This is a genomic window from Streptomyces sp. NPDC005151 (assembly GCF_053599875.1).
The window spans coordinates 1-23,405 of record NZ_JBSFYR010000105.1; the positions used below are offsets into that span (position 1 = coordinate 1).

Below are 23,405 nucleotides of genomic sequence, written 5' to 3' on the forward strand. Positions count from 1 at the left end.
GGTCCGCCGGGCACTCGGGGGCGACCAGAAGATGCAGGGACTGTATCCGGGCAACCAGAAGGTGCGGCCCACCGGCCGCATGATCCTCTACCACCTGTCCGACCTGCGGCTACGGGTCACCAACGCCACCGACCCGCCCGTCATCGCCATCACCCGGGGCATCCAGCTCCACCTGCTCGACCTCCGCGGCCTGGAACCCACACAACCCCGCTGGCCACAGACCTGAACGAGCTACCCGCGAAGTACGGAACTAGCGCTGCCAACGGCCACCTATCGGTGACCGTCACAGCCAGGCGTGCGTGACACATGCAAGAATCGAATGCATGAGCGATATTCGTGGCCGGCTGGACCAGTGGAAAGCGGCGCCGCATGCTCGCCGACGGCGTGGAGGCCTGCCCGTACTGCAACCCCGACAACACCCTCGGCGTGACGGCGTGAGAGGGGAATAGCGCAGGACCCGCCACACTTCCCGGGCCGCAAACCCGGGGCCGAGGAGGCTCTCTCCAGTTCCCAGGACAACCTTCCGACCATTCCACGCCCCTTACGCCGGGAGGTTCTTCGGCGACCGCTCCAGGTCCGAGATCGCCTTCCGTGGCCTTCGCCAAACAAGCACAGGCTCGGCTCCTCCTTGGCCCGCCCTCGGGCGGGGGTTAAATGACGACGCTGCAGGCTTCACTTCATGTTGCGGACTGGTCGGTTGCACGCCCGCGAGGGGCGCTTGTCGCTCCACTTCGACGCCACCATTTCGAATGACGCCGGGAGTCAGCTACCGGGGACCCTGGCGTCTCCCCCGGACCGGACTTACACCGGCTGGCTATCCTGAGCTTGGCGTCCGGTTACATCGTTCACATCCCTTCTGAGCTGCGATGACGCCCGGACTGCTGGACGTACACTTGTTCTTTATCTTCCTGACCTGTCACAACCACCGTTCCCCTCTGTCGCACGAGACATTGTTGAGTTCGCTGCCAGCCTCACGTGGCGTTGTCGCTCGCGGGAGGGTGGGCTGAACGCCTCAACCGGAGGTGGCGTTTATCGGCTTCCGCGTTCCGGCAATCCGGGCCAGGTGCCGGTAGAGGGGCGTCGCGGTCACGGCGATGAAGAGTGCGAACAGGGTAACCGGCAGCAGCCCGAGGGGCCGGAGCAGATAGTCCGGGTGCTGTGAGATCTGCGGCCAGTTGAGTCCACGTACCCCTGCTTCGCCGACACACTCGACTCCGGAGCGGCACTGCTGGCACGCACGACTCAGGTGCTCTCGACGGTCGTACCGCGCGCCGCCGGCTGACGGGTCCCGGCCGGTTCGAGGAGGTTACGGCGCAGCGCGGCCACCCATCGGCCTGGTCACGTCCGACAGGGACCGGGTCATGGCGGGGTGCGGCGGTCACGGCGTTGACGGTACGGCTCCGGCCGGGCGCCGCAGCCGTGGTCGCGGCGGTCCCGGCGGCAGGTGCGTTGCTGGTCGCGGTGGTGCCGGGGCGCGCGTCACGGAGGTGAGGGGCGGGCGAGCAGAGAGAAGCCCCGGCCGGATCGGGGGAATCCAGCCGGGGCAGCCAGGGGGTGGGCGCTGTGCGCGTCATCCACGTATAGGTGAACGATAAACCATTGGATTCTGTTCCCTCGAATCCATACCGCCCACTGTGACGCGACACACGAGCCTCAGCGTCCGACGGACGCCGTGGTCCCGTAGCGGCGCCGGAACTGCTCGATCCGGCCCGCCGTGTCCAGCACCCGATGGGTGCCGGTGTAGAAGGGGTGGCTCGCCGACGAGGTCTCCACATCGATGACCGGGTAGCTGGTGCCGTCCTCCCACTCCACGCGACGGTCGGATTCGGCGGTCGAGCGGATCAGGAAGGCGACCCCCGCGGCACAGTCGCGGAAGACGACCGGACGGGAGACGGGGTGGATGCGGGGCTTCATGCGCGTTCCTTCCTTGCTGCTGTGGGAGGGCCTGCTACTGCCGGTCGGGCCCGACGGGTCAGCGTTCCTCGCGGAAGAGGACGTGCTTCCCCGCGGCGGGGTCGTACTTGCGCAGCACCAGCCGGTCGGGGTCGTTGCGGCGGCTCTTGCGGGTCACATAGGCCCGTCCGGTACCGGCCGTCGACCTCAGAGTGACGACGGGGCGGGCTTCACTGCGTGCCATGGGCACCTCCGGTCGCTTCCACCGACACCATTCCAATCTTGTGGGAATGGGTGTCGTTTTCGTTCTGGTGCTGTAACGCAGGTGGATCCGGTGGCATTCCCGCCCCGGACACCGGCGCGCAGTCCTCGTCGCTCGGGGCCGACGAGATCCACTGGGATCTCAATCTCGCGAACCTCGCGCCGGAGGCGCAGGTCCAGGTGTTGCAGGAGGTGGCGGGCGCCCATCCGTCGCTCTTCGCGGACGGCGCCACGAAGAGCGACGACGCTCGTTGATCGCTGTGCCCAGCACATCGACGACTGCCGGAGGAACGATGGCCATGCGCTTCAAGAACACCCTGACGACCGCGGCCGCCACGGCGTTGATCGCCGCGGCCACGCTGACCGCGGCGGGCCCGGCGGCCGCCGCGGGTGACACCGCGCCCGCCTGTATCGCGCGTGAGGTCGTCAAGCAGAACAAGACGGCCTGGACGACCAACAACTGCGGCAAGAAGATGCACATCCAGCTGGTCATCAACAATGGTCCGGACAGGCAGTGCTGGACCACGTTCCCGGGCGAGACCCTGGAATGGAAGTGGAAGGTCGGCTCGTACGGGCGCATCGCCGCCTGTTAGCCGAGGCCGCCCCCGGCTGCCGGAGCCCCTGCGCGTCCGCGGGGGCTCTCGCATATGCCCCGATCGGGTGCGGCGCGACCCGCGGAAGCGGCGCACTCCGGCGCGCGCGGCGTCGCACACGCCGGATGACTCGCGTCAACACCCCTAAAAAGCAAGGCTGTTCGATGAATCCGCAGCCCAGGCAGCCTATGGCATATGCCAGATGCAACAACGCATCGAGTGTTGCCAAATCACTTACGGGCTTCCTCAGCCTGTGCCACAGTCGTCATCGGTCACCCCCCCCCAGACCTGGTTGTGCCGTGCCTGTATCGGAGTACGAGATGCCGCCCCATCTGTCCGGGGACCGCCCCGCCCCACAGCCGCCCGAACGCGATGCCGTCGATGTGCTGATCGACCGGACCCTTCGGCTGCGCGGAGACGTGGACGCGGTGCGGCGCGACGCCGTCCTGATCGACGAGGACGATCCGCAGCTGCGCTGGCAGCGTGCGCTCTGCGAACTGGCGGTCCATCATCTCGATGATCTCGGCACGCATCTGGGACAACTGAAGGAAGGCCTGCCGCCGGGGGATGCGGAGCAGCTCGCCGAGGAGCCGGAGCCCGCCCAGGAGAAACCGTTCGACGAGCCGCAGCCCGGTTCACTGCTCAGCCGTGTGGGCAGCGCCGAGTGGAATCTGCTGACCGACGAGGTCAGTTGGTCGGAGGAGCTCTTCCAGATCTTCGGCCGGTCCCCACAGGCGGGACCGCTGTCGCTGGACGAGCTTCCATCCGTGCTGTTTCCCGAGGATCAGCCGTTGCTCACCTCTCTGGTGACGGCCTGCCTGGTCGACGGGAAGCCGATAGACGGCGAGTTCCGCATTCTGCGGGCCGACGGCCGGATGCGCACCCTGCACATGATGGGCGAGCCCGTCCTCGACGCGGACGGCTGCACCGCCTCCATGTGGGCGGTCCTGCGCGATGTGAGCCAACTACGCCGCAGTCAGCGCGTGGTGAGCCGGAACCGTGAATCGATCCGGCGTCAGCAGCACATGGCGCAGACCGAACGACGGATGGCGGTCGAGCTGCAGGAGACCGTGCTGCCCCCGTGGCGCGGCTCGCTGCGCCTCCCGCAACAGGGACCCGGGGCACTGGATGTCGCGGCGCACTATCTGCCGTCGGATTCCAGCGCCCTGATCGGCGGCGACTGGTACGACGCGCTGGAGCTGCCCGACGGCAGGACGCTCCTCACGGTCGGCGATCTGACCGGTCATGGCATCCCCGCCACCACGGCCATGGCGATGCTGCTGGGCGCACTGCGCGGCATGGCCGTCGCCGGCATCGAGCCGGGCGCTCTGATGGGCCATCTCAACCAGTTACTCCAATCGTCGGCCCAGCCCGCTCTCGGCAGCGCGGTGTGCTGCCGTTTCGACCCGGCGACCGGCACCCTCGCCTGGTCGCAGGCCGGCCACCCCGCGCCACTGCTCTTCCGCAACGGAGCGGGACGCCCGCTGCCCCCGCCGGACGGGGTCCTGCTCGGGGCCGCGTCCGGGGTCGCGTATGAGCAGGACGAAGTGCACCTGCTGCCCGGTGATGTGCTGGTTCTGCACACCGACGGACTGACCCGCCGCAGTGACCGGGGTGCGGGCCCGGAGGCACTGCTCGGTCTCGCGCCGCGCTTCGCCGAGGCCCGTACGGCACAGGAGTGCGTACGTACCGTCGTCGAGGAGTTCGGCGGGCCCGAGCGCCTGGACGACGCATGCGTGCTGATCGCCCGCATCGGGGCGTGAGCGCCCGGCAGGACGCAGAAGCACGAGAGCAGAGCGAATAGCGGCACGGCGCAGGAACGCAGACGGACGAGACGCCTACGCGTGCGGTGCTCGGACGGTGGGTTGTCGGCGCGCCCCTTCTTCGCGGCGCCGGCGGATCAGATCTCCGAACGCCTGGGCCGCTTGATGACCGAGCTCTGCGGCATGGCGAGCTCGATCTCTTCGCGCAGGTCCTGGATCTTCGCGTATCCCGCGAACTGACCGGTGAGCCGGTACATTTCGCGCAGCCGGTCCCAGGTGCGGTGCGAGGATGTCTCCCCCATCGTCACCAGGGCGAGCCGTGCGTAACGGTCGGCCTGCTCCGGATCGTCGGCGATGAAGCATGCCGAGGCGAGCGAGATGTAGTCGAAGATCTTGGAGCGCTGGCGCCCGTTGACGCGCAGCTCCAGTGCCTGCTTGGCATGGCGCTGGGCGATGATCGCCGCCGCCGGTTCGTGCTCGGCGAGCGTACGGAACGCCAGGGCCTGCATGCCGTGCATATCCGCCTCGTCGAACATCTGCATCCAACTGGGCGGCGGCACATCCCCCTTGTCCGATACGAAGAGCTCCTCGGCCTCGCCGAGCGTACGGCGCATGGCCTGCCCCCGGCCCATGGACGCCTGTGCCCATGCCTCGATGGTGTGGAGCATCGCCTGGGTGCGTGGCAGCACCATGTCCCCTGAGCCGGACTTGGCCAGCTTCATCAGGTCCAGGGCGTCGCCGGGACGGCCCAGGTGGATCATCTGACGGGCCGCCCGGGAGAGCGCCTCGCCCGCGCGCGGACGGTCGCCTCCCTCGCGCGCCGCATGGGCGGCGATGACGAAATACTTCTGGGCGGTGGGTTCCAGACCGATGTCGTGGGACATCCACCCCGCGAGAACGGCGAGGTTGGCGGCAACGCCCCAGAGGCGGCGCTGCAGATGGTCGGGGTGGCGGTAGGCGAGCATGCCCCCCACCTCGTTGAGCTGGCCCACGACGGCCTTGCGCTGGAGTCCGCCGCCCCGGGAGGCGTCCCAGGCGCGGAACACCTCGACGGACCGCTCCAGTGCCTCGATCTCCTCCGATCCGATGGGGGCGGCCTCGTACCGGTCGAAACCGGCCTGGTCCGCGTGGAGGGGATCGTCGATCCGTGGAGCGTCGGCCGCCAGTACGGGGTCGGTGTGCAGCCAGTCGTGCATGGGGCCGGTGATGGTCGATCCTGCGGCGAGCGCGGCGCCCGCGCTCACCAAGCCGCGTCGGTTGAGCATGAGGTCCATTCCCGTGAATTCGGTGAGGACCGCTGCCGTCCGTTCGGGCGCCCACGGCAGTCCGTCGGGATTGTCCTGCGTCCCGACCTCTCGCCGCTTCCCTACACGCCCACGCCGGCCGAACCCGAGGTCCTCGATGGTCACGACACGACCGAGCCGCTCGGTGAACAGGGCAGCCAGCACTTTGGGCACGGGATCGCGGGGGGATTCCCCCATGTCGATCCAACGCCTCACCCGCGAGGTGTCGGTGGCCAGCTGCGGGTGGCCCATGGCCGCCGCCTGCCGGTTCACCATTCTCGCGAGTTCGCCCTTGGACCAGCCGGCAAGGCCGAACAGGTCAGACAGACGGGTGTTGGGTTCTCCGGTCACGTCAAGCCCCCAGGTTCTCGGCTGTGTTGACACTAACCCCCTGTCAGATGCGTTGCGACTATTCGCCAGGGTTCGCCAGGGTCCGCCAGATGGTCCGCAACCCGCGGTCCGGTGTCAGGTAGGAAAGCGCCACCCCGTCCGGCAGCCCTAGGTACTCCCCAGGGTGCCGAACGGCCGCCGGCCGGGGCGGCGCACGCTACTTGTCGGCGCACGAAGGGATCTGTCTCGCCCATGTACACAGCATCGTCCTCCGTGTCCGCCCCGCCCCGGCCGCTGCGTCCCCTGGGGGCGGGCGGCGGACCGTACCTCGACCCCCGCGCCGCACCGACGGCTCCCGGCACGGTCCGGCCCCGGAGGCCTGCGGGACCGGGTGCCGGCCCGCTCAGCGGGCGGCTGGACCTGTCCGGCCCGCAGGGTGCACAGCTGAGGATGGCGATCGCCTCGGTGCACCGGATCTGCCCGGAGTTCAATCCGGTCCAGGTGCTGCGGCGCAGCGGGCGTTCGGTGCTCATCGTCGGCACAACCGGGCGCACGACGGCGGTCGCCAAGTGTTTACTGGACCACTCCCTCGCATGGTCCGAGCGGTTCCGCCACGAGATAGCGGCATACCGGGCGTTCGTCCGGCACCGCCCGCCGGTCCGGGTACCGCGGCTCATCGCGGCGGATCCCGAGAACTGCACCCTGGTCATCGAGCGAATGCCGGGACGGGTGGCGGCGCTGACGAGGCACCCGGCGGAGGCTCCGCCCCGCGCCGATGTGCGGGCCGCGCTCGGCGCGATCAGCCGGGTCAACGCGTGGCGACCGGCCGCGGGGCTCTTCGACGCCCCGCTGGACTACGCCTCCCGCATCGCCCGGTACCACGAGCTGGGGCTCTTCACCGACCGTGATCTGGGTGATCTTCAGAAGCTGCTGCACGGCCTGGCGCATGCGGGCGGCCGCCAGGGCATGGGGCAGTTCTGCCACGGTGACGCCCTGCTCTCCAACATCCTGCTGTCGCCCACGGGTCCCGTCCTGGTGGACTGGGAGCACGCGGGCTGGTATCTGCCGGGGTACGACCTGGCGACGCTGTGGACGGTGCTGGGTGACGCGCCGGTGGCGCGGCGGCAGATCAGCCAGCTGGCGCAGGCGACAGGGCCTGCGGTGCGGGATGCGTTCCTGGTGAACCTGATGCTCGTACTGACACGGGAGATCCGTACGTACGAGACGGCGGTGCAGCGGACCATGCGGGAGGGCGTGCCCACGGGCGGGGTTCAGGACCGGCCGGGTGCGCTGTCGTCGGGCGAGGAGCAGCGGCTGCTGCTGCGCCGGCTGCATGACGACTGCGCGATGGCCCGACGGGCGGTGCGTGCCGCGGTCGGCACTCGCTGACGCAGCGCTCTCCGGGAGATACCTGCCGCGGGTCCGGTGCCGACACACCGGGCCCGCGGCATGCGGGCGCCGCCCCGGATCCCGGTCCGTCCTCACACGCTGAACGGGCCGAGCGCTCCTGGGAAGACGCAGGTGGGGCGGGCACCGCGGGGCTCGCCCCACCCGTCGGCCGTCATCGGACCTGCACGATGTCCACGTCGGACGTCTTCACGAAGGCCACCCGGTGCCCGATCTGCACCGTCACATACTTCTCCTGGCCCTGGAAGTAGGAGTGGTCCAGCGGGTACGACGCATCGATCGTCGGGGCGTAGAAGAACCCGGTCGGCGCTTCGCCCCCGCCGGGATACGACTGCCCGGCCTTGATCGTGTACGGCAGCGCCGTCCCGACCCGCTTGTCCGCGAAGTCCGCGGGGTACTCGGACTTCTCCGGGTAGGCCACCCCGTACACCGGCACCTCGGTCCGGCCCTCCTTCGGTCGTACGACGTAGCCGGCGGTCGGGACGGTGGTCCGGGCGTGCGCCGGGGTCTGGAACCAGGCCTTCTTGCCGTACCACCAGATCGCCGTCCATCCGGGCGCATGGTCCGCGACGACCGCCTGGTGGGTCGCGCTGATCTTGCTGCCCCAGTCGGCCGCGCAGTTGGTGCCGGCCGAGCCGTCGGTGTGGAGTCCGGGGTCGGAGAAGAGCGGTGCGTCGGTGGAGGGTTCGGTGTGGAGCGGGACGGCACTGCTGCCCTGGACCGGCAGGTCGACGCCCTTCTCGCAGTCGCGGAAGGCCTGCTGGTTGTCCTTGAACCGGGGGCTGACGGTGACGAGCGGACTGCTCTTCGGGGCGCTCGGCACGGTCGTCGGCTTGCCGAGCAGTGCCATGAAGCGGTTCCAGTCCCAGTAGGGACCCGGGTCCCAGTGCATTTTCCTGGTACCGGCCGCACTGGTGGGCGGCACGCCGTCGTGGCCGATGATGTGCTGCCGGTCGAGCGGGATGTCGTACTTGTCGGCGAGGTAACGCACCAGCTTCGCCGTCGAGTTGTACATCTCGGGGGTGTACCACGTGGCGCCCTCGACGGCGACCCCCTCCTGCTCGATGCCGATGGAGTGGGTGTTGACGTACCAGTTGCCCGCCTGCCAGGCGACGTCCTTGTCCTTGACCATCTGGGTGACATGACCGTCGCCCGAGCGCACCACGTAGTGCGCGGAGGTCTGCTTCAGCGGGTTCTGGAAGATCTTCAGGGTGGTGTCGAAGTCTTCCTCGGTGTCATGCAGAACAATGAATTTGATCTTGTTGCTGTGTGGCCGGTCCGCGGTGTCGTAGTTGCCGTACGTCTCCTTGTCGGCCGGATCGCCGGTCTGCTGGTAGGCCGCCGGGACCCAGTCGCAGTCGAGGCCGCGCGGACACTCGGGCCGCACCCCGTCCGCGCCGGCCTGCGCCGCGGGGGTGAGCAGCGCGAGACTCAGGGCGCCGACGGTGGTCAGGGCGAGCGTGAGTCTGGTCCTCTGCTTGGACGTCATGACAACCCTTCTTGGAGCTGTGCGCGTGGAAAGTCGTTCGTGGTCCGATCTCACTGTTCCGCTATGGGCGCACACTCTGTGACCTGAGGTGATGGTGCGTCAAGAGCACAACGGGGATTGCCGGTCGAGCCACTGGACCAGACCACTGGCACGGGCTCTGACCTGCGACGGGAAAGTGGCAACCGGTTTCTGGCGGTGGGCCGTTACCTGGGTTTTACGGAGCGGGGGCCCGGCGCCGGAGCGCGTCGGCACCTTCTGCCAGGACGTACCTTTTATGTGACTAATTCCGGGTGTGCGTGCCCCGGACGGCCCAGGGGTAGTGCTCGCGCGGACACAACAGGTACGCGCGACCCCGCGCGGAGACTCCCGGAAAGGCCGGACGCACATGGCTCAGCCCTTCACCCTGCCGGACTTCTATGTTCCGTATCCGGCGCGGCTCAACCCCCATGTCGAAGAGGCCCGACAGCACACCAGGACCTGGGCGCGCAGCATAGGGATGCTGGAGGGGTCCGGTATCTGGGAGGAGAAGGACCTCGACTCCCATGACTACGCGCTGCTCTGCGCGTACACCCATCCCGACTGCTCGGCGGAGGCCCTGTCGCTGGTCACCGACTGGTATGTGTGGGTGTTCTTCTTCGACGACCACTTCCTGGAGCTGTTCAAGCGCACCCCGGACCGGGAGGGCGGAAAGAAGTATCTGGACCGGCTGCCCGCCTTCATGCCGATGGAGCGCGGGGCGCCGACACCGGAACCGACGAATCCGGTCGAGGCTGGGCTGGCCGACCTGTGGGCGCGGACGGTGCCGGGCATGTCCGACGCATGGCGGGCCCGGTTCGCGGAGGCGACAAAGAATCTGCTCAACGAGTCGCTGTGGGAGCTCGCCAATATCAACGAGGGGCGCATCGCCAATCCCGTCGAGTACATCGAGATGCGCCGCAAGGTGGGCGGAGCCCCCTGGTCTGCGGGTCTGGTGGAGTACGCGGCGGGCGCCGAGGTGCCCGAGTCGGTGGCCCACGAGCGGGCGCTGCGGGTGCTGCGGGACGCCTTCTCCGACGGAGTGCATCTGCGCAACGACCTCTTCTCGTACCAGCGGGAGGTCGAGGACGAGGGCGAGAACAGCAACGGTGTGCTGGTACTGGAGACGTTCCTTGGCTGCTCCACGCAGGAGGCGGCCGAGGCGGTGAACGACCTGCTGACCTCGCGGCTCCAGCAGTTCGAGAACACTGCGCTCACCGAACTCGGGCCGATGTGCGCGGAGAAGGGGCTCGACCCGGCGGCGAGCACCGCGGTGCTCGCTTATGTCAAGGGGTTGCAGGACTGGCAGTCCGGTGGTCATGAGTGGCACATGCGCTCCAGCCGCTACATGAACAACGGCGGGGCCGGTGAGGCCGTCCTCGGCTTCGGTATGTCCGCGGCGTCGATCCGGTTCACTCCGCGCTCGGAGTCGGCCCGGCTGCGCAGCCACACCCATGTGCCGTACCGGCACGTCGGTCCGTCGCTGCTGCCCGACTTCGACCTGCCGTTCGGCACGACGCTCAGTCCGCATCTGGACGGGGCCCGGGTCCGGATCGTCGACTGGTCACACCGGATGGGGATCCTGGGGGCACAGCCGGGCGTGCCGGGATCGCACATCTGGGACGAGGAGCGGCTCGTCGCGATCGATCTGCCGCTGTGCGCCGCGGGTCTGCATCCGGACGCGACGCCGGACGAGCTGGACCTCTCCTCGCAGTGGCTGGCCTGGGGGACGTACGGCGACGACTGGTTCCCGGTGGTGCACGGGCGGCCCCGTGACCTGGCCGGGGCGCGGCTGGCCAACGAGCGACTGTCGCTGTTCATGCCGTTGGACGGTTCCGCGGTGCCCGAACCCGTGAACGCGCTGGAGCGCGGTCTCGCCGATCTCTGGGAGCGGACCTCGGCCCCGATGGACGACAGCGCACGACGCGCGTTCCGTACGGCCATCGAGTCGATGACGGCGAGCTGGCTGTGGGAACTGGCCAATCAGGCACAGAACCGGATCCCGGATCCGGTGGACTACGTCGAGATGCGGCGGCTGACGTTCGGTTCGGATCTCACGATGAGTCTGTCCCGGCTCGGTCACGGCAGGAAGGTGCCGGAAGAGATCTACCGCAGCGGTCCGCTGCGCTCCCTCGAGAACGCCGCCGCCGACTACGCATGCCTGCTCAACGACCTCTTCTCGTACCAGAAGGAGATCGAGTACGAGGGTGAGGTGCACAACGGCGTCCTGGTCGTGCAGAACTTCTTCGGGGTCGACTATCCGACCGGGGTGGCGATCGTGCACGACCTGATGAACTCCCGGCTCCGCCAGTTCCTCCATGTCGCCGAGCAGGAACTCCCGGTCCTGTACGACGACTTCGGGCTCGATGCCGAGGCGAGGGAGATCCTGGCGGGCTATGTCCAGGAGCTCAAGCACTGGATCGCGGGCATCCTGATCTGGCACCGGGACTGCCGGCGCTACCGCGAGGAGGATCTGCGGCGCGGTACCGGTGCCCCGTGGCACCTCTGTGGTCCCACGGGGCTCGGCATCTCGGCGGCGCGGGTGACCGCGCTGTTCGCTCAGCCCTCGGCGACCAGCGTGTAGCGGCCGCCCGCACGGGCCTTGAAGACCTTCTTGCCGCTCGCGAACAGTGAGCTGCGGACGGTCACTTCGCGGCTGCGGCTCGCCGTGATCACCACACGGCGGGCCTGCCCCGCGGACCATTCGATGTCGACGGTGAAGCCTCCCCGGGCGCGCAGTCCGCGGACTGATCCGACCGGCCAGCCGTCCGGGAGGGCGGGGAGGATCTCGACCTCGCCGTACTGGCTCTGCAGCAGCATCTCGGCGATGCCCGAGGTGGCACCGAAGTTGCCGTCGACCTGGAACGGCGGGTGGGTGTCCCAGAGGTTGGGGAGGGTGGATCTCTTCAGCTGCTCCGCAAGCATCGTGTGGGAGTGGTTGCCGTCGCGGAGCCGCGCCCAGAAGTTGATCTTCCACGCCTTGGACCAGCCGGTACCGCCGTCACCGCGCGCCCCGAGGGAGACCTTGGCGGCCTCGGCCCACGTGCTGCCGGGTTCGATCTGCCGCCCGGGATGCAGGGCGAACAGGTGCGAGACGTGACGATGCTCGTCGGCCGGGTCGTCACGGTCGTGCGGCGCGTGATCCCAGGTGTCATGCCGCATGACGCTAAAGGTCCGACGACTACCCGGACAAGGCGCATGACAAAGCAGCCTCTTGGACAGAGGCTGCGAATACTTGGACAGAAGTGACCCCGCGGCCGCCCGATCAGTACGGACGGCCCTTGTGGGATGCCGGGGTCGGAGAAGCAGGGACGTTTCAGCCCTGTTGGAACAGCTCGGCCGGCAGCGGCTTCAGCAGGGTGTACAGATCATCGGTGATCGGCCGGTCCCAGCTGGCGATGGTGACGAGCACCCCGTCGCTGCGGTCGAACTGGACGCAGGAGATCCGGGTCTCCGAGAGCTTGACGCGCCGGACGATCAGCAGGTTGTCACCCTGCATCACGGGCATGTCATCGGTGCCGGTCACCTCGACCGGCTCGTCGTTCTCCAGCGCGAGCAGCAGCTGCGCGACCTCGAAGGGGACCTGGCCCTCCTCGGTCTCGCGGGCGGGCGAGCCCTCCGGGAGATTGCCGATGATCATCGCCGGTCCGCGGCCGCCGAACAGGTCGTACCGCAGGAAGACGCCCTGACAGCTCCCGTCGGGGGCGGGCAGCAGACCGGCGCCGAGATTTCCGGGCCAGTCGCCCGGGTCCATGGCCAGGACGTCGAAATCCGGGCCCGCGGGTGTTGCGGCGCTACGGCGGCGGAGGAAGGACATGCAGACATATTACGTGTCCCGGCTCACCTTGCGGAGCCGGGCCCGGAGACCCTCCCGTCGGACTCCGCGGCGAGGGCTTGCAGCACACTCACCGCCTCGGTGCCACGCCCGTGGGGGACGAACAGGTGGTCGTGGTGGTAGCCGGCCACCACATTGCAGCTGACCTCCGCGTCCGTGAGGGCGAGCGCCACGGCGGCGGTGAGTCCGACTGCGTCCAGGGCGGAGTGGACGCGAAGGGTGATCCAGGCCGCCACATAGTCGTACGCAATCCCTGCGGCGAGGGCTTCCGATTCCGGGATCACGAGGGTCAGCCCTTCAGGCTCAGCGACCGTGACGACGGGAGTGACTCCGGCGGGGACTGCGCCGCCGGGCACCGTGGTGAAGACGTACCGGCCGGGATTCAGCTCCGGCCGCAGGCCGCTCAGCAGGGTTCGAAGATCACGCTCGCCAGTCATGATCACCACGCTACTGCGACACGCCCTGCGAGGGCGGTGTGCGGTGCCGCTCGTGGTGGCGGCCACTCGGACGCGGTTGCCGCAGGACGGTGTGCACCACTCCTGGCGGGGGTGCTCCTTGACGAAGTAGCGGACGCACCGTGGGGCGTGGCAGGCGCGCAGTGCGGCCAAGTCCGGTCCGGCGAGGAAGCCGATCGCGGCGCGGGCCAGGGCAGCGGGCAGGGCGTTTCGCCGCGGCGTACCTCCGGTCGGGTGATGGGAGGCGAGGGGGGTGCCGCCGTCCGGCCATTCCAGGTGCGGGACGGTCGGGACTTCGGCGGCCGCGGCGTTGAGCCGGTCGAGTGCCTCCGGCACGGGCATCAGGCTGTGCGCGTCGGCGGGGCTCGGCTCGTCGGGGCGGACGGCATGCGCGAAGAGCGCCCGGACGGCGGCGCGCAGGCACCGTGCGGCGGCAAGGGCCTCCTCGTCGGCCGTCCAGCCCTCACCTGCCCGGGCGAGCCCGGGCAGGGCGGGCCGCTCGCGCGCCCAGGCGGTCAGCCCCGCCGTGGTGTCGAGCTCGACTGGGCCCGGCCACGGGCGCTCCCGTGCCCATCAGCGAGCGGCAGATGGACGCCAACGCGCCCCGCTCCGGTTCCCGACCCCGAGGCCGTGTGTGCCCGCCCTGCCTGGGGAGGAACCGGCCGTGACCTGGGGTGTGCGGTCTTGGCATGGCGGGTTGCGGTGGCGGCGCCGACGGATCGAAGTGACGCTGTCAAGGGAGCGTGGCTGGCCCCGCACAGCGGTGTGCGTCGGTGACCACGTCGAACAGGAAGGCGGCGGCCATGGCAGGGGTGCCCCACACGCGGCAAAAGCAGACTGGCAACAGCGAAACGATCACCGGATTGTCTCTTTTCGCCGGGATAGCGCTGCTGATGAGCGGCCTGTTCAGCATTCTCCTGGGCGTGACCGGCATCGCACGCGACCACTTGTTCTCCCCGGCCGGGTACGCCTTCCGGTTCGAACTGACCGCCTGGGGCTGGATCCACCTGGTGGTCGGAGTGGTGCTCGTCATCGCCGGCGTGGGGGTGTTGGCGGACCAGAGCTGGGGTCGCGGGGCCGGGGTGGCGGTGGCCGGAATCAGCCTGGTCACCCAGTTCATGTTCATTCCCTACTACCCGGCGTGGTCGATCAGCGTGATGATCCTCGACTTGCTCATCATGTGGACGCTCAGCAGGTTCCAGGCCTGACCTGAAGGTCGGGTGCGCAAACTGTCGTGTCCCCGAGTGGGTGAGCGGCCGTCGGGTGAGGCCGGACGTCAGGTGAGGTCGAACTCGCCGTCACGGGCGTTCACCACGAAGGCCCGCCATTCGGCCGGCGTGAAGATCAGCGAAGGGCTGCCGGGTCTGTCGGCGTTGCGCATCGCGATGAATCCCTCGACGAAGGCGATCTGGACATCCCCGGCCCCCTGAGTGCCCGGCTGCCAGTTCGCGTTGCTGAGATCGAGGTCCGGCTTGTCCCAGCCGGCAATGGGCTGCTGGGTGGTGGTGCTCTCCGCCACGTCCGCTCCTCCCGCTCGTCGTCCCGGCCAAAGCCTAGCCACCGTCGGCGGTCCCGGACAGGTCGCGGCCAAGGGTCGTTCGGCCGGTCCGGGACGGCAGCCGGGTCAGCCGGTGGGTGGTTCGGCTCCGACCAGCCACATGGAGAAGAACTGCGCCCCACCGCCGTAGGCGTGGCCGAGCGCCTTGCGGGCGTCCGGCACCTGGTGTTCGCCCGCCTGTCCGCGTACCTGCAGGGCGGCCTCGGCGAAGCGGATCATGCCGGAGGCACCGATGGGGTTGGTGGAGAGCACTCCGCCCGAGGGGTTCACCGGCAGATCGCCGTCGAGTTCGGTGACGCCGGACTCGGTGAGCTTCCAGCCCTCCCCCTCGTCGGCGAAGCCGAGGTTCTCCAGCCACATCGGCTCGTACCAGGAGAACGGGACGTACATCTCCACGGCGTCGATCTCCCTGCGCGGGCCGGCGATCCCGGCCTGACGGTACACATCGGCGGCGCAGTCCTTGCCCGCTTGCGGTGACACGAAGTCCTTGCCCGCGAAGAGGGTCGGTTCGCTGCGCATCGCCCCGCCGTGCACCCAGGCGGCCGGATGCGGTGAACGGTCCGCGCCGGCCCGGTCGGTGAGGATCATCGCGCACGCGCCGTCCGAGGACGGGCAGGTCTCGGAGTAGCGGATCGGATCCCAGAGCATCGGTGCCGTCTGGACCTTCTCCAGAGTGATGTCCGGGTCGTGGATGTGCGCGTACGGGTTCTTGAGCGCGTTGCGCCGGTCCTTGTACGCGACGAGCGAGCCGACCGTGTCGGGCGCTCCCGTGCGGCGCATGTACGCGCGCACGTGCGGGGCGAAGAAACCGCCCGCGCCCGCAAGCAACGGCTGCTGGAACGGGATGGGCAGCGACAGGCCCCACATGGCGTTGGACTCGGACTGCTTCTCGAAGGCCAGGGTGAGGACGGTGCGATGCACGCGTGCGGAGACCAGATTCGCGGCGACGAGTGCGGTGGAGCCGCCGACCGAGCCCGCGGTGTGCACCCGCAGCATCGGTTTGCCGACCGCGCCGAGGGCGTCGGCCAGATAGAGCTCCGGCATCATCAGGCCCTCGAAGAAGTCCGGCGCCTTCCCGATCACGACGGCGTCGATGTCCGCCCAGGTCAGTGCGGCGTCCTGCAGCGCGCGGACGGCGGCCTCGCGGACCAGACCGGCAATGGAGACGTCCCGGCGGGCGGCGACATGCTTGGTCTGGCCGATGCCGACGACGGCCACGGGCTCCTTAGGCATGAGCGGCCTCCCCTTCAAGGACGGCGACCAGATTCTGTTGCAGGCAGGGCCCGGAGGTAGCATGAGCGAGCGCCCGGTCCGACTCGCCGCGCTGGATGCGGGCCGCGGCCTCGCCGAGCCGGATCAGCCCGGCAGCCATGACGGGGTTGGCCGCGAGCGCTCCTCCGGACGGGTTGACGCTGACGCCGGCGTCGAGTCCGAGCGCCCTGCGCAGCACGACCTCCTGCGACGTGAACGGGGCATGCAGCTCCACGGTGTCCACCGGTCCTTCGAAGGCCCCCGCGCGTTCGGCGGCGAGGCGGGTCGACGGCGAGTCGGTCAGGTCGCGCACCCCAAGACTGTGGGCCTCGATGCGGTGGTCGATGCCACGGATCCAGGCGGGGCGGGTGCACAGGGCGCGTGCGGTGTCACCGGCGGCGAGGATCACGGCGGCGGCGCCGTCGCCGACCGGCGGGCAGTCGCCGGTGCGGAGCGGCTGTACGACGTAGTCACCGGCCGGGACCGAACCCGAGAGCTGTGCGTGCGGGTTGTCCGCGGCGGCGGTGCGGCTGCGGTCGGCGATCGCGGCGAGGGCGGCCTCGTCGGTGTGGCCCGCGTCGATCAGCGCCTGGGCCTGGAGTGCGGCGAGGGAGACGGAGTCGGGCCAGAGCGGGCCGACGTAATACGGGTCGAGCTGGCGGGTGAGGACATCGCGCACGTCGCCGGGAGAGGACTTCCCGTACGCGTAGACGAGGGCGGTGTCGGCCTCGCCGGTCTGGAGTTTCACCCATGCCTCGTACAGCGCCCAGGCGCCGTCCATCTCCACATGGGACTCGGAGATCGGCGGGTGGGCGCCGACGCCGTCGAGCGCCATGGTGAAGGAGAAGGCTCGGCCGGCGAGGTAGTCGCTGGATCCCGAGCAGGTGAACCCGATGTCGCTCGCCTTCAGACCGGTGGCGTCGAGTACCTGGTGAAGGACCGGCATCAGCATGTCGACTTCGGAGAGTTCATCGGTGCGCCGCAGATGATCCGTCTGCGCGAAGGCGACGATCGCTACGTCTCGCATCTACAGCAGCTCCTTGTACACGTCGTAGTCGGCGTCCGGCTCTCCGGTGGGGCGGTAGTGGTCGGGGTGGCGGCCCTCCCCGGTCCAGACGGGTTCGACCCGCAGCCCCATGCGCACCTGGTCGTACGGGATGCCGCTGATCCGTCCGTGCAGGGCGAGGTCGGCGCCGTCGAGCGCGATGTGGGCGTAGACGTACGGCACTTCGATGTCGAGGTTCTTCGCCTTGATGTTGACGATGCAGTAGGTGGTGACGGTGCCGCGCGGGCCGACCTCGACCTGTTCGGCGGTGGCGACGCCGCAGGTGGGGCAGGCGCCGCGGGGCGGGACATACACCTTGCGGCAGGACGGGCAGCGCTCGCCGACGATGCGTTGCCCGGAGAGGGAGTTGAGGTACGCGCTCTGGGCGCGGCCGGGGGTGTACGTGTAGTCGAGGCGGGCCGGGGTGACGATGCCGGTGACAGGGTCCGCGAACTCACCGCTGTGCGGGGACGGTTGGCCAACCTCGCCCTCGTACGATTCGAAGCAGGCGATGTCCGTGATGGCGCCGGTACGCTCCGGGGACCAGCGGATGCGGACGCGCATGCCGGTGCGCACTGCTCCGGGTCCCGGTGTGTCGAGGACGTGGAGCAGTGCGGTGTCGGCCCCGTCCAGCTTGACCAGCACCCAGGCGAACGGGGTGGCCAGGGGCTGGTCGCGGCGCGGGGCGGGGTTCCAGGCCCAGGTGGTGACGGTGCCCGTGGCGGCGACCTCGGTCAGTTCGCGGAGCTCTTCGGCGGTGACGGGGTCGTACTCGACGGGCGGGACGAGGACTCTTCCGTCGGCGGACCGCACGCCGAGGACGGTCCGCTCGCGCAGCCCGGTGAGGAAGGCACTCTGGACGGGGCCGAGGGAGCGTGTGAAGGGGAACTCGACCACCAGCGGTGCGCTGAGGACGTCGGGCACGGTTGTCTCCTTGGCTCAGGCGCGCCGGTACACGGGCGGGCGTTTCTCGGCGAAGGCGCGGGCGCCTTCCTTGGCGTCGGCGGTGGCGAAGACCGGCCAGCCGCGCTTCAGTTCGGCGGCGAGGCCCTCGGTCTCGGTCATCTCCGCGGTCTCGTACACGGAGGCTTTGACGGCTTCGACGGCGAGCGGGCCGCAGGCATTGATCCGCTCGGCGACGTCGAGGGCCTGCTCCAGTGCGGTGCCGTCGGGGACGACTCGGCCGATGAGCCCGATACGGGCGGCTTCGTCGGCACTGTACGGGCGTCCGGTGAGAAGCATTTCGAGGGCGTGCGTGCGGGGGATCTGGCGCGGCAGCCGGACCGTCGAGCCGCCGATGGGGAAGAGTCCGCGCTTGACCTCGAAGAGTCCGAAGGTGGCACTCGCGCCGGCGATGCGGATGTCCGTGCCCTGCAGGATCTCGGTGCCGCCGGCCACGCAGTATCCCTCGACTGCGGCGATGACCGGTTTGCGGGGGCGGTGGTGGCGCAGCATCGCCTTCCAGTGCAGATCGGGGTCGGCCGTCATCCGGTCCCGGTACTGCTCGCCCTCCATCCCCTTGCCCGCCAGCGCCTTGAGGTCCATGCCGGCGCAGAAGGTACCGCCCGCGCCGGTGAGGACGACGGAGCGGATGCCGTCGTCCTCGTCGGCGGCCAGCCAGCCGTCGTACAGCCCGACCAGCATCGGCAGCGAGAGCGCGTTCTTCGCCTCCGGCCTGTTCAGGGTGAGCACCAGTGTGGCGCCTTCGCGCTGCACGGTGAGGTGTTCCGTACCACCCATTGCCTGCCTCCCGTCTCCAGATCCAGATCCAGATCCAGATCCAGAACAGGTTGCAGTAGGTCGGGGTCCAGTTCAATAGTTTTCTGACAGTCAGTCAGATTTCTTCTACGGCACCTCTTCCCAGTTGTGCCGGTCGGCGCTCTAATGACCGCCGAGCCACTCAGCGCCCCGGGGTCAGGAGGAACGGTGGAGTACAACCTTGCCGACCTGTTCGAGTCGGTCGTCGACGCGGTCCCGGATCGCGAGGCACTCGTGTACCTCGACCACCCCGGCACGGGTGCGGAGCGCCGGCTCACCTACGCGGAGCTGGACGCCGCCGCCAACCGGATCGCCCACCAACTGATCGACGCGGGCCTCGCGCCGGGAGAGCACCTCGGCCTCCACCTCTACAACGGCATCGAGTACCTCCAGACGGTACTGGCCTGCCTCAAGGCACGCCTCGTGCCGGTCAATATCAACTACCGTTATGTGGAAGAGGAGTTGATCTACCTCTACCGCGACGCGGATCTGGCGGCGCTGGTCTTCGACGCCGAGTTCGACGAGCGGGTCGTGGCCGCCGCGCCGAAGGCCCGCAAGCTCCGCCACCTCGTACGGGTGGGTACGCCGGTGGAGGGCGCCCCCGGTCCGGATGCCGTGGCGTTCGCCGACGCCGAGGCGGCCGGGAATCCCCGGCGCGGTTTCGCCCCGCGCTCGGCCGACGACCAGTTCATCATCTACACCGGTGGGACCACGGGCATGCCCAAGGGTGTGATGTGGCGCCAGGAGGACCTCTTCTTCTCCGGCCTCGGCGGCGGCGCCCCGACCGGCGAGCCGGTGAAGGCGCCGCAGGAGCTGGCCGAGCGGGTGGCCGCGGGCGGTGACGGCATCACGTTCTTCCCCACTCCCCCGCTGATGCACGGCACTTCGACGCTCACCGCGTTCATCGGGTTCAACTTCGGGCAGCGGGTCGTCATCCACCGCAAGTTCGTCCCCGAGGAGGCGCTCCGGACGATCGAGAAGGAGAAGGTCACCAGCGTGTCGCTGGTCGGCGACGCGATGCTGCGGCCGCTGATCGACGCACTGAAGGGACCACTGAAGGGGACCGACTGTTCGTCCATGTTCTCCGTCTCCAGCTCGGGCGCGATCATGTCGGACTCGGTGCGCGCGGAGTTCCAGTCGCTGGTGCCCACCGTGATGCTGCTGAACAACTTCGGCTCGTCCGAGTCCGGCTTCAACGGCACGGCGACGGCCGACTCCGGTCCGAAGAACGGATTCCGCCTCCAGGTCAACTCCCGTACCGCGGTGGTCGATCCGTCGACGTACGAACCCGTGGCTCCGGGCGAGCCGGGGCGGATCGCCCAACGGGGACATGTGCCGCTCGGCTACTACAACGACCCGAAGAAGACCGCGGAGACGTTCTTCCGCAAGGGCGAGGAGCGGTGGGTGCTGCTCGGCGACATGGCGACCGTCGACGCGGACGGCATCGTCACCGTCCTCGGACGCGGCTCCCAGTGCATCAACACCGGCGGCGAGAAGGTGTACCCGGAGGAGGTCGAGCAGGCGCTCAAGTCCCATCCGGACGTGTACGACGCACTGGTGGCGGGGGTGCCCGACGCACGGTGGGGCAATCACGTGGCAGCGGTCGTACAGTTGCGGGAAGGGGCGGCCGAGCCCTCGCTCGACGACGTCCAGGCGCACTGCCGGACCCGTCTCGCCGGATACAAGATCCCCCGTCAGCTGGTGATCGCTCCGCAGATCCAGCGCTCACCGAGCGGCAAGGCCGACTACCGGTGGGCCCGCTCCGTCGTAACACGCGGCAGCGGGGCTCAGGGCTGAGAGCCTGTCGGGTGACCTTCGATCGGAAAGCGGACGCGGTCTGGTACGTGCGATTCCAAGGCGCCGGAAGGCCCTCGGATGGGGTCTCCCCTGCTCGAACGAAGCTGAGAGCTTGGGGAAGGAGCTACTAGGGCATTTCGGCAACGCGGGAAGCGTGCGTACCAGGGCGTGGCCGCCCGATCAGAGGTCACCCGACAGGCTCTGAGACGCGCCGAGTCACCCGAGTGCCTCAGCCCGCGCGCACCCCCCGGACGTGCGACGCGGCCGTCCGGTCGTAAGCCATTCGGGCACGGGATACGCTCGTCCGCTCACCCTGCGTGGCAATGGGCGGCGATCGCCCATAGCTTCGGCTCATGAGGAAACGACACATCACCAACCTCGTGTGCATGGCAGTCGTCTCGGCCACCGCGGTGGCCTGCGCCGAACCGTCCGTCTCCGCCGCTACCCCGGCCGTGCGCACGGTCCATCCGGGCCAGTCGATCCAGGCCGCCGTGGACGCCGCCCGGACGGGTGACACCATCGTCGTCCAGCCCGGCACCTACCACGAGAGCGTCCTGGTCAAGAAGCAGGGTCTGACCCTGCGCGGCACCGGGGCCCGGACCGTCATCAAACCGAGCGCGACCGGAACCAAGGCCGGCAACGCCTGCGCGAAAGCCGGCAACGGCATCTGCGTGCTGGGCACGTCCGCTCACACCGTCGACGGTGTGAGCATCCGCTCCCTCACCGTCTCCGGATTCAAGAAGAACGGCATCTGGGCGTCCTGGACCGACGGTCTGAAGGTCCGGCAGGTGACCTCCGAGACCAACGGTGTCTGGGGCATCGCCCAGGAGAGGTCGACCCGCTCCGAGCTCCGGAGCAACACCGCCCGCGGCAACGGCGACGCCGGCATCTTCGTCGCGAACACCGTGGCCGAGGAGGGCGGAGCCACCGACACCCACGGGACGCAGCTCCGCGGTAACACGCTGACGGACAACCGGATCGGCATCACCGCCCGCCGCGTCCGCAACCTCACCGTCCGGGACAACACCTTCACCGGCAACTGCAGCGGCGTGTTCGTCGTCGGCGACGAGGGCAAGCCGCAGGCCGGGGTGATGACCATCCACAACAACCGGATCACCGACAACAACAAGTTCTGCCCGGCGACCCCCCGGCTGCCCGCCATTCAGGGCTCCGGCATCGTCCTCACCGGCACCGTGGACACCAAGGTGCGCGACAACACGATCCGGAACAACGTGGGCGCCACCCCGCTCTCCGGCGGCCTCGTGCTGTTCAAGAGCTTCGTGGGCGCCCACAACACCGGCAACACCATCAGCCGCAATGTGGTACTGGGCAACCGGCCCGCGGATCTGGCCAACCAGGAAGCCGGACCGAGCAACACCTTCGTCGGCAACACATGCGCGACGTCCGCACCGGCCGGCATGTGCTGACCGTGACCCCCCGCACGAGAAGAAGCGAGACGGTATGACCACCGTGAGCACCACCCCCACCCCCATCCCCACCACTCCTCTGCACGCCCCGCAGCCGGGAATGCGGCTGCGCGAGATCGCCTTCGGCGCGGCCTGCGCCGCGGCCGTGCGCGCGGCGGCCCGGCTGGGCGTCGCCGACGCGCTCGGTGAGACGCCGGCCGCCGCGGCCGAGCTCGCGGCGGAGGTGAACGCCGAGCCGGCGCCGCTTCGCCGGCTGCTGCGCGCCCTGTCCTGCTACGGAATCTTCGCCGAGACCGCCGACGGAAGCTTCGTCCACACCGACATGTCCCGCCTGCTGCGCGAGGACGACCCGAACAGCCTGCGGTACATCTCCCTGTGGTGTACCGAGCCCTGGACCTGGGAGGTCTGGCCGCGGCTGGACGACGCGGTGCGCTCCGGCACGAGCGTCTTCCCCGATGTGTACGGGAAGGGGTTCTTCGACTACCTCCACGACGACGCGCACGAGTCGGCGCACATCTTCAACCGGGCCATGACCACCTCCAGCATGCAGTCCGCGCTGGATGTCGCCGAACTCCTCGACCTCGCAGCGGTGTCCGAGGTCGCCGACATCGGCGGCGGTCAGGGGCACGTGCTCGCCAGCCTGCTGGAGAAGCACCCGAAGGTCCGCGGCACGCTGATGGATCTGCCGGGCGTGGTCGCGCGCGCCGATGCCCGGCTGCGGGACGGCGGAGCGCTCGCCGGACGGACGAGCATCGTCGCCGGGGACTGCCGCGAGGCGATCCCGGTCGAGGCGGATCTCTACATCATCAAGAACATCCTGGAATGGGACGACGAGAGCACGCGCAGGACGCTGCGCAATGTCATGGCGTCGGCCCGCCCGGGTGCCCGGGTCGTGATCATCGAAAACCTGATCGACGACACCCCGTCGATGCGGTTCACGACCGCCATGGACCTGCTGCTGCTCCTCAATGTCGGCGGTGCGAAGCACACCAAGGAGAGCCTGATCGGGCGGATGGAGGAAGCGGGGCTGATCGTCGGCGACATCAGCCCGGTCAACGGATATCTGCACGCGTTCGAGTGCAGCGTGCCCAGCTGAACCGTTTCGCCTCAGAGCCTGTCGGGTGACCTTCGATCGGAAAGCAGACGCGGCCTGGTGCGTGCGATTCCAAGGCGCCGGAAGGCCCTCGGATGGAGTCTCCCCTGCTCGAACGAAGCTGAGAGCTTGGGGAAGGAGCTACTAGGGCA

Annotated in this window: 22 protein-coding genes and 2 pseudogenes; 11 read left to right on the plus strand and 13 right to left on the minus strand. The window is 69.2% G+C overall.

Features of this window, described 5'->3' with window-relative positions; translation table 11 throughout:
- Both ACWD6R_RS34480 and ACWD6R_RS34485 read left to right on the plus strand, forming a co-directional pair.
- Positions 1 to 226 (plus strand): hypothetical protein (locus ACWD6R_RS34480; protein WP_451822334.1); only part of this gene is annotated, 226 nt, incomplete at its 5' end.
- Between the two features lie 110 nt (positions 227 to 336).
- Positions 337 to 438 carry a DUF6233 domain-containing protein gene (locus ACWD6R_RS34485; protein ID WP_451822335.1) on the plus strand — a complete coding sequence of 34 codons (102 nt, stop codon included), beginning with the start codon at positions 337 to 339 and terminating at the stop codon, positions 436 to 438.
- 1,215 nt (positions 439 to 1,653) lie between these two features.
- Here the strand turns inward: ACWD6R_RS34485 and ACWD6R_RS34490 are convergent.
- Together ACWD6R_RS34490 and rpmG are read right to left on the minus strand one after the other, a co-directional pair.
- Positions 1,654 to 1,914, minus strand: a complete 261-nt coding sequence (locus tag ACWD6R_RS34490) for a type B 50S ribosomal protein L31 (RefSeq protein WP_451822336.1) — start codon at positions 1,912 to 1,914, stop codon at positions 1,654 to 1,656.
- A 58-nt stretch (positions 1,915 to 1,972) separates the two neighbouring features.
- Positions 1,973 to 2,137 (minus strand): 50S ribosomal protein L33, encoded by a 165-nt coding sequence (gene rpmG, locus ACWD6R_RS34495; RefSeq protein ID WP_451822337.1) that lies wholly within the window; start codon positions 2,135 to 2,137, stop codon positions 1,973 to 1,975.
- Positions 2,138 to 2,175: 38 nt separating this feature from the next.
- On the opposite strand from rpmG, the gene ACWD6R_RS34500 reads away from it, so the two are divergent.
- From ACWD6R_RS34500 to ACWD6R_RS34510, 3 genes are all read left to right on the plus strand, one after another.
- A complete protein-coding gene (locus ACWD6R_RS34500) occupies positions 2,176 to 2,409 on the plus strand; it encodes a hypothetical protein (protein WP_451822338.1) in 234 nt (77 codons plus the stop codon).
- 44 nt (positions 2,410 to 2,453) lie between these two features.
- On the plus strand, positions 2,454 to 2,747 hold the full coding sequence (locus ACWD6R_RS34505) for a hypothetical protein (RefSeq protein WP_451822339.1): 294 nt from the start codon (positions 2,454 to 2,456) through the stop codon (positions 2,745 to 2,747).
- 320 nt (positions 2,748 to 3,067) lie between these two features.
- Positions 3,068 to 4,510, plus strand: a complete 1,443-nt coding sequence (locus tag ACWD6R_RS34510; protein ID WP_451822352.1) for a PP2C family protein-serine/threonine phosphatase — start codon at positions 3,068 to 3,070, stop codon at positions 4,508 to 4,510.
- 137 nt (positions 4,511 to 4,647) lie between these two features.
- Here ACWD6R_RS34510 and ACWD6R_RS34515 read toward each other — a convergent pair whose 3' ends face one another.
- The gene (locus ACWD6R_RS34515; RefSeq protein WP_451822340.1) at positions 4,648 to 6,144 is read right to left on the minus strand and encodes a DNA-binding protein NsdB; all 1,497 of its coding nucleotides are present in this window, start codon (positions 6,142 to 6,144) and stop codon (positions 4,648 to 4,650) included.
- A gap of 231 nt (positions 6,145 to 6,375) precedes the next feature.
- On the opposite strand from ACWD6R_RS34515, the gene ACWD6R_RS34520 reads away from it, so the two are divergent.
- Entirely contained in the window at positions 6,376 to 7,512 is a 1,137-nt protein-coding gene (locus ACWD6R_RS34520; RefSeq protein WP_451822341.1) for an aminoglycoside phosphotransferase family protein, read from the plus strand.
- Positions 7,513 to 7,684: 172 nt separating this feature from the next.
- Here the strand turns inward: ACWD6R_RS34520 and ACWD6R_RS34525 are convergent, their stop codons facing one another.
- Positions 7,685 to 9,019 carry an N-acetylmuramoyl-L-alanine amidase gene (locus ACWD6R_RS34525; RefSeq protein WP_451822342.1) on the minus strand — a complete coding sequence of 445 codons (1,335 nt, stop codon included), beginning with the start codon at positions 9,017 to 9,019 and terminating at the stop codon, positions 7,685 to 7,687.
- Between the two features lie 385 nt (positions 9,020 to 9,404).
- On the opposite strand from ACWD6R_RS34525, the gene ACWD6R_RS34530 reads away from it, so the two are divergent.
- Positions 9,405 to 11,618 carry a terpene synthase family protein gene (locus ACWD6R_RS34530; RefSeq protein ID WP_451822343.1) on the plus strand — a complete coding sequence of 738 codons (2,214 nt, stop codon included), beginning with the start codon at positions 9,405 to 9,407 and terminating at the stop codon, positions 11,616 to 11,618.
- On the opposite strand, the pseudogene ACWD6R_RS34535 reads toward ACWD6R_RS34530, so the two are convergent.
- The 4 genes and pseudogenes from ACWD6R_RS34535 to ACWD6R_RS34550 form a co-directional block, all read right to left on the minus strand.
- Positions 11,594 to 12,163 (minus strand): annotated as a pseudogene (locus tag ACWD6R_RS34535) (glycosyl hydrolase family 95 catalytic domain-containing protein); the annotation flags it as partial. The gene ACWD6R_RS34530 and the pseudogene ACWD6R_RS34535 overlap by 25 nt on opposite strands.
- 187 nt (positions 12,164 to 12,350) lie before the next feature.
- Positions 12,351 to 12,851, minus strand: a complete 501-nt coding sequence (locus ACWD6R_RS34540) for a hypothetical protein (protein WP_030928952.1) — start codon at positions 12,849 to 12,851, stop codon at positions 12,351 to 12,353.
- A gap of 23 nt (positions 12,852 to 12,874) precedes the next feature.
- Complete coding sequence (locus ACWD6R_RS34545; protein WP_451822353.1) at positions 12,875 to 13,306, minus strand: ACT domain-containing protein; 432 nt, start codon at positions 13,304 to 13,306, stop codon at positions 12,875 to 12,877.
- A 105-nt stretch (positions 13,307 to 13,411) separates the two neighbouring features.
- Positions 13,412 to 13,843: pseudogene (locus ACWD6R_RS34550) on the minus strand (ABATE domain-containing protein); the annotation flags it as partial.
- A gap of 254 nt (positions 13,844 to 14,097) precedes the next feature.
- On the opposite strand from ACWD6R_RS34550, the gene ACWD6R_RS34555 reads away from it, so the two are divergent.
- Positions 14,098 to 14,532 carry a DUF7144 family membrane protein gene (locus ACWD6R_RS34555; protein ID WP_451822344.1) on the plus strand — a complete coding sequence of 145 codons (435 nt, stop codon included), beginning with the start codon at positions 14,098 to 14,100 and terminating at the stop codon, positions 14,530 to 14,532.
- A gap of 68 nt (positions 14,533 to 14,600) precedes the next feature.
- Here ACWD6R_RS34555 and ACWD6R_RS34560 read toward each other — a convergent pair whose 3' ends face one another.
- The 5 genes from ACWD6R_RS34560 to ACWD6R_RS34580 form a co-directional block, all read right to left on the minus strand.
- On the minus strand, positions 14,601 to 14,843 hold the full coding sequence (locus tag ACWD6R_RS34560; RefSeq protein ID WP_451822345.1) for a DUF397 domain-containing protein: 243 nt from the start codon (positions 14,841 to 14,843) through the stop codon (positions 14,601 to 14,603).
- Positions 14,844 to 14,948: 105 nt separating this feature from the next.
- Positions 14,949 to 16,115, minus strand: a complete 1,167-nt coding sequence (locus ACWD6R_RS34565; RefSeq protein ID WP_451822346.1) for a thiolase domain-containing protein — start codon at positions 16,113 to 16,115, stop codon at positions 14,949 to 14,951.
- Positions 16,108 to 17,160 (minus strand): thiolase domain-containing protein, encoded by a 1,053-nt coding sequence (locus ACWD6R_RS34570; RefSeq protein WP_451822347.1) that lies wholly within the window; start codon positions 17,158 to 17,160, stop codon positions 16,108 to 16,110. Before ACWD6R_RS34570 ends, ACWD6R_RS34565 begins: the two co-directional genes overlap by 8 nt.
- A complete protein-coding gene (locus tag ACWD6R_RS34575) occupies positions 17,161 to 18,102 on the minus strand; it encodes a Zn-ribbon domain-containing OB-fold protein (RefSeq protein ID WP_451822348.1) in 942 nt (313 codons plus the stop codon).
- 15 nt (positions 18,103 to 18,117) lie between these two features.
- Positions 18,118 to 18,918 carry a crotonase/enoyl-CoA hydratase family protein gene (locus tag ACWD6R_RS34580; protein WP_366694124.1) on the minus strand — a complete coding sequence of 267 codons (801 nt, stop codon included), beginning with the start codon at positions 18,916 to 18,918 and terminating at the stop codon, positions 18,118 to 18,120.
- Positions 18,919 to 19,104: 186 nt separating this feature from the next.
- Between ACWD6R_RS34580 and ACWD6R_RS34585 the strand changes: the two genes are divergently transcribed.
- The 3 genes from ACWD6R_RS34585 (at position 19,105) to ACWD6R_RS34595 (ending at position 23,256) form a co-directional block, all read left to right on the plus strand.
- The gene (locus tag ACWD6R_RS34585) at positions 19,105 to 20,733 is read left to right on the plus strand and encodes an acyl-CoA synthetase (RefSeq protein WP_451822349.1); all 1,629 of its coding nucleotides are present in this window, start codon (positions 19,105 to 19,107) and stop codon (positions 20,731 to 20,733) included.
- Between the two features lie 353 nt (positions 20,734 to 21,086).
- Positions 21,087 to 22,160, plus strand: a complete 1,074-nt coding sequence (locus ACWD6R_RS34590; RefSeq protein WP_451822350.1) for a right-handed parallel beta-helix repeat-containing protein — start codon at positions 21,087 to 21,089, stop codon at positions 22,158 to 22,160.
- A 34-nt stretch (positions 22,161 to 22,194) separates the two neighbouring features.
- Positions 22,195 to 23,256 carry a methyltransferase gene (locus tag ACWD6R_RS34595; protein WP_451822351.1) on the plus strand — a complete coding sequence of 354 codons (1,062 nt, stop codon included), beginning with the start codon at positions 22,195 to 22,197 and terminating at the stop codon, positions 23,254 to 23,256.
- The last annotated feature ends 149 nt before the right edge of the window (positions 23,257 to 23,405 follow it).

Excerpts from the sequence above, each read along its gene's own strand:
- ACWD6R_RS34490 (WP_451822336.1), bottom strand. The coding sequence starts at position 1,914 with ATGAAGCCCCGCATCCACCCCGTCTCCCGTCCGGTCGTCTTCCGCGAC.
- rpmG (WP_451822337.1), bottom strand. The coding sequence starts at position 2,137 with ATGGCACGCAGTGAAGCCCGCCCCGTCGTCACTCTGAGGTCGACGGCC.
- ACWD6R_RS34505 (WP_451822339.1), top strand. The coding sequence starts at position 2,454 with ATGCGCTTCAAGAACACCCTGACGACCGCGGCCGCCACGGCGTTGATC.
- ACWD6R_RS34510 (WP_451822352.1), top strand. The coding sequence starts at position 3,068 with ATGCCGCCCCATCTGTCCGGGGACCGCCCCGCCCCACAGCCGCCCGAA.
- ACWD6R_RS34520 (WP_451822341.1), top strand. The coding sequence starts at position 6,376 with ATGTACACAGCATCGTCCTCCGTGTCCGCCCCGCCCCGGCCGCTGCGT.
- ACWD6R_RS34525 (WP_451822342.1), bottom strand. The coding sequence starts at position 9,019 with ATGACGTCCAAGCAGAGGACCAGACTCACGCTCGCCCTGACCACCGTC.
- ACWD6R_RS34530 (WP_451822343.1), top strand. The coding sequence starts at position 9,405 with ATGGCTCAGCCCTTCACCCTGCCGGACTTCTATGTTCCGTATCCGGCG.
- ACWD6R_RS34540 (WP_030928952.1), bottom strand. The coding sequence starts at position 12,851 with ATGTCCTTCCTCCGCCGCCGTAGCGCCGCAACACCCGCGGGCCCGGAT.
- ACWD6R_RS34545 (WP_451822353.1), bottom strand. The coding sequence starts at position 13,306 with ATGACTGGCGAGCGTGATCTTCGAACCCTGCTGAGCGGCCTGCGGCCG.
- ACWD6R_RS34565 (WP_451822346.1), bottom strand. The coding sequence starts at position 16,115 with ATGCCTAAGGAGCCCGTGGCCGTCGTCGGCATCGGCCAGACCAAGCAT.
- ACWD6R_RS34570 (WP_451822347.1), bottom strand. The coding sequence starts at position 17,160 with ATGCGAGACGTAGCGATCGTCGCCTTCGCGCAGACGGATCATCTGCGG.
- ACWD6R_RS34580 (WP_366694124.1), bottom strand. The coding sequence starts at position 18,918 with ATGGGTGGTACGGAACACCTCACCGTGCAGCGCGAAGGCGCCACACTG.
- ACWD6R_RS34590 (WP_451822350.1), top strand. The coding sequence starts at position 21,087 with ATGAGGAAACGACACATCACCAACCTCGTGTGCATGGCAGTCGTCTCG.
- ACWD6R_RS34595 (WP_451822351.1), top strand. The coding sequence starts at position 22,195 with ATGACCACCGTGAGCACCACCCCCACCCCCATCCCCACCACTCCTCTG.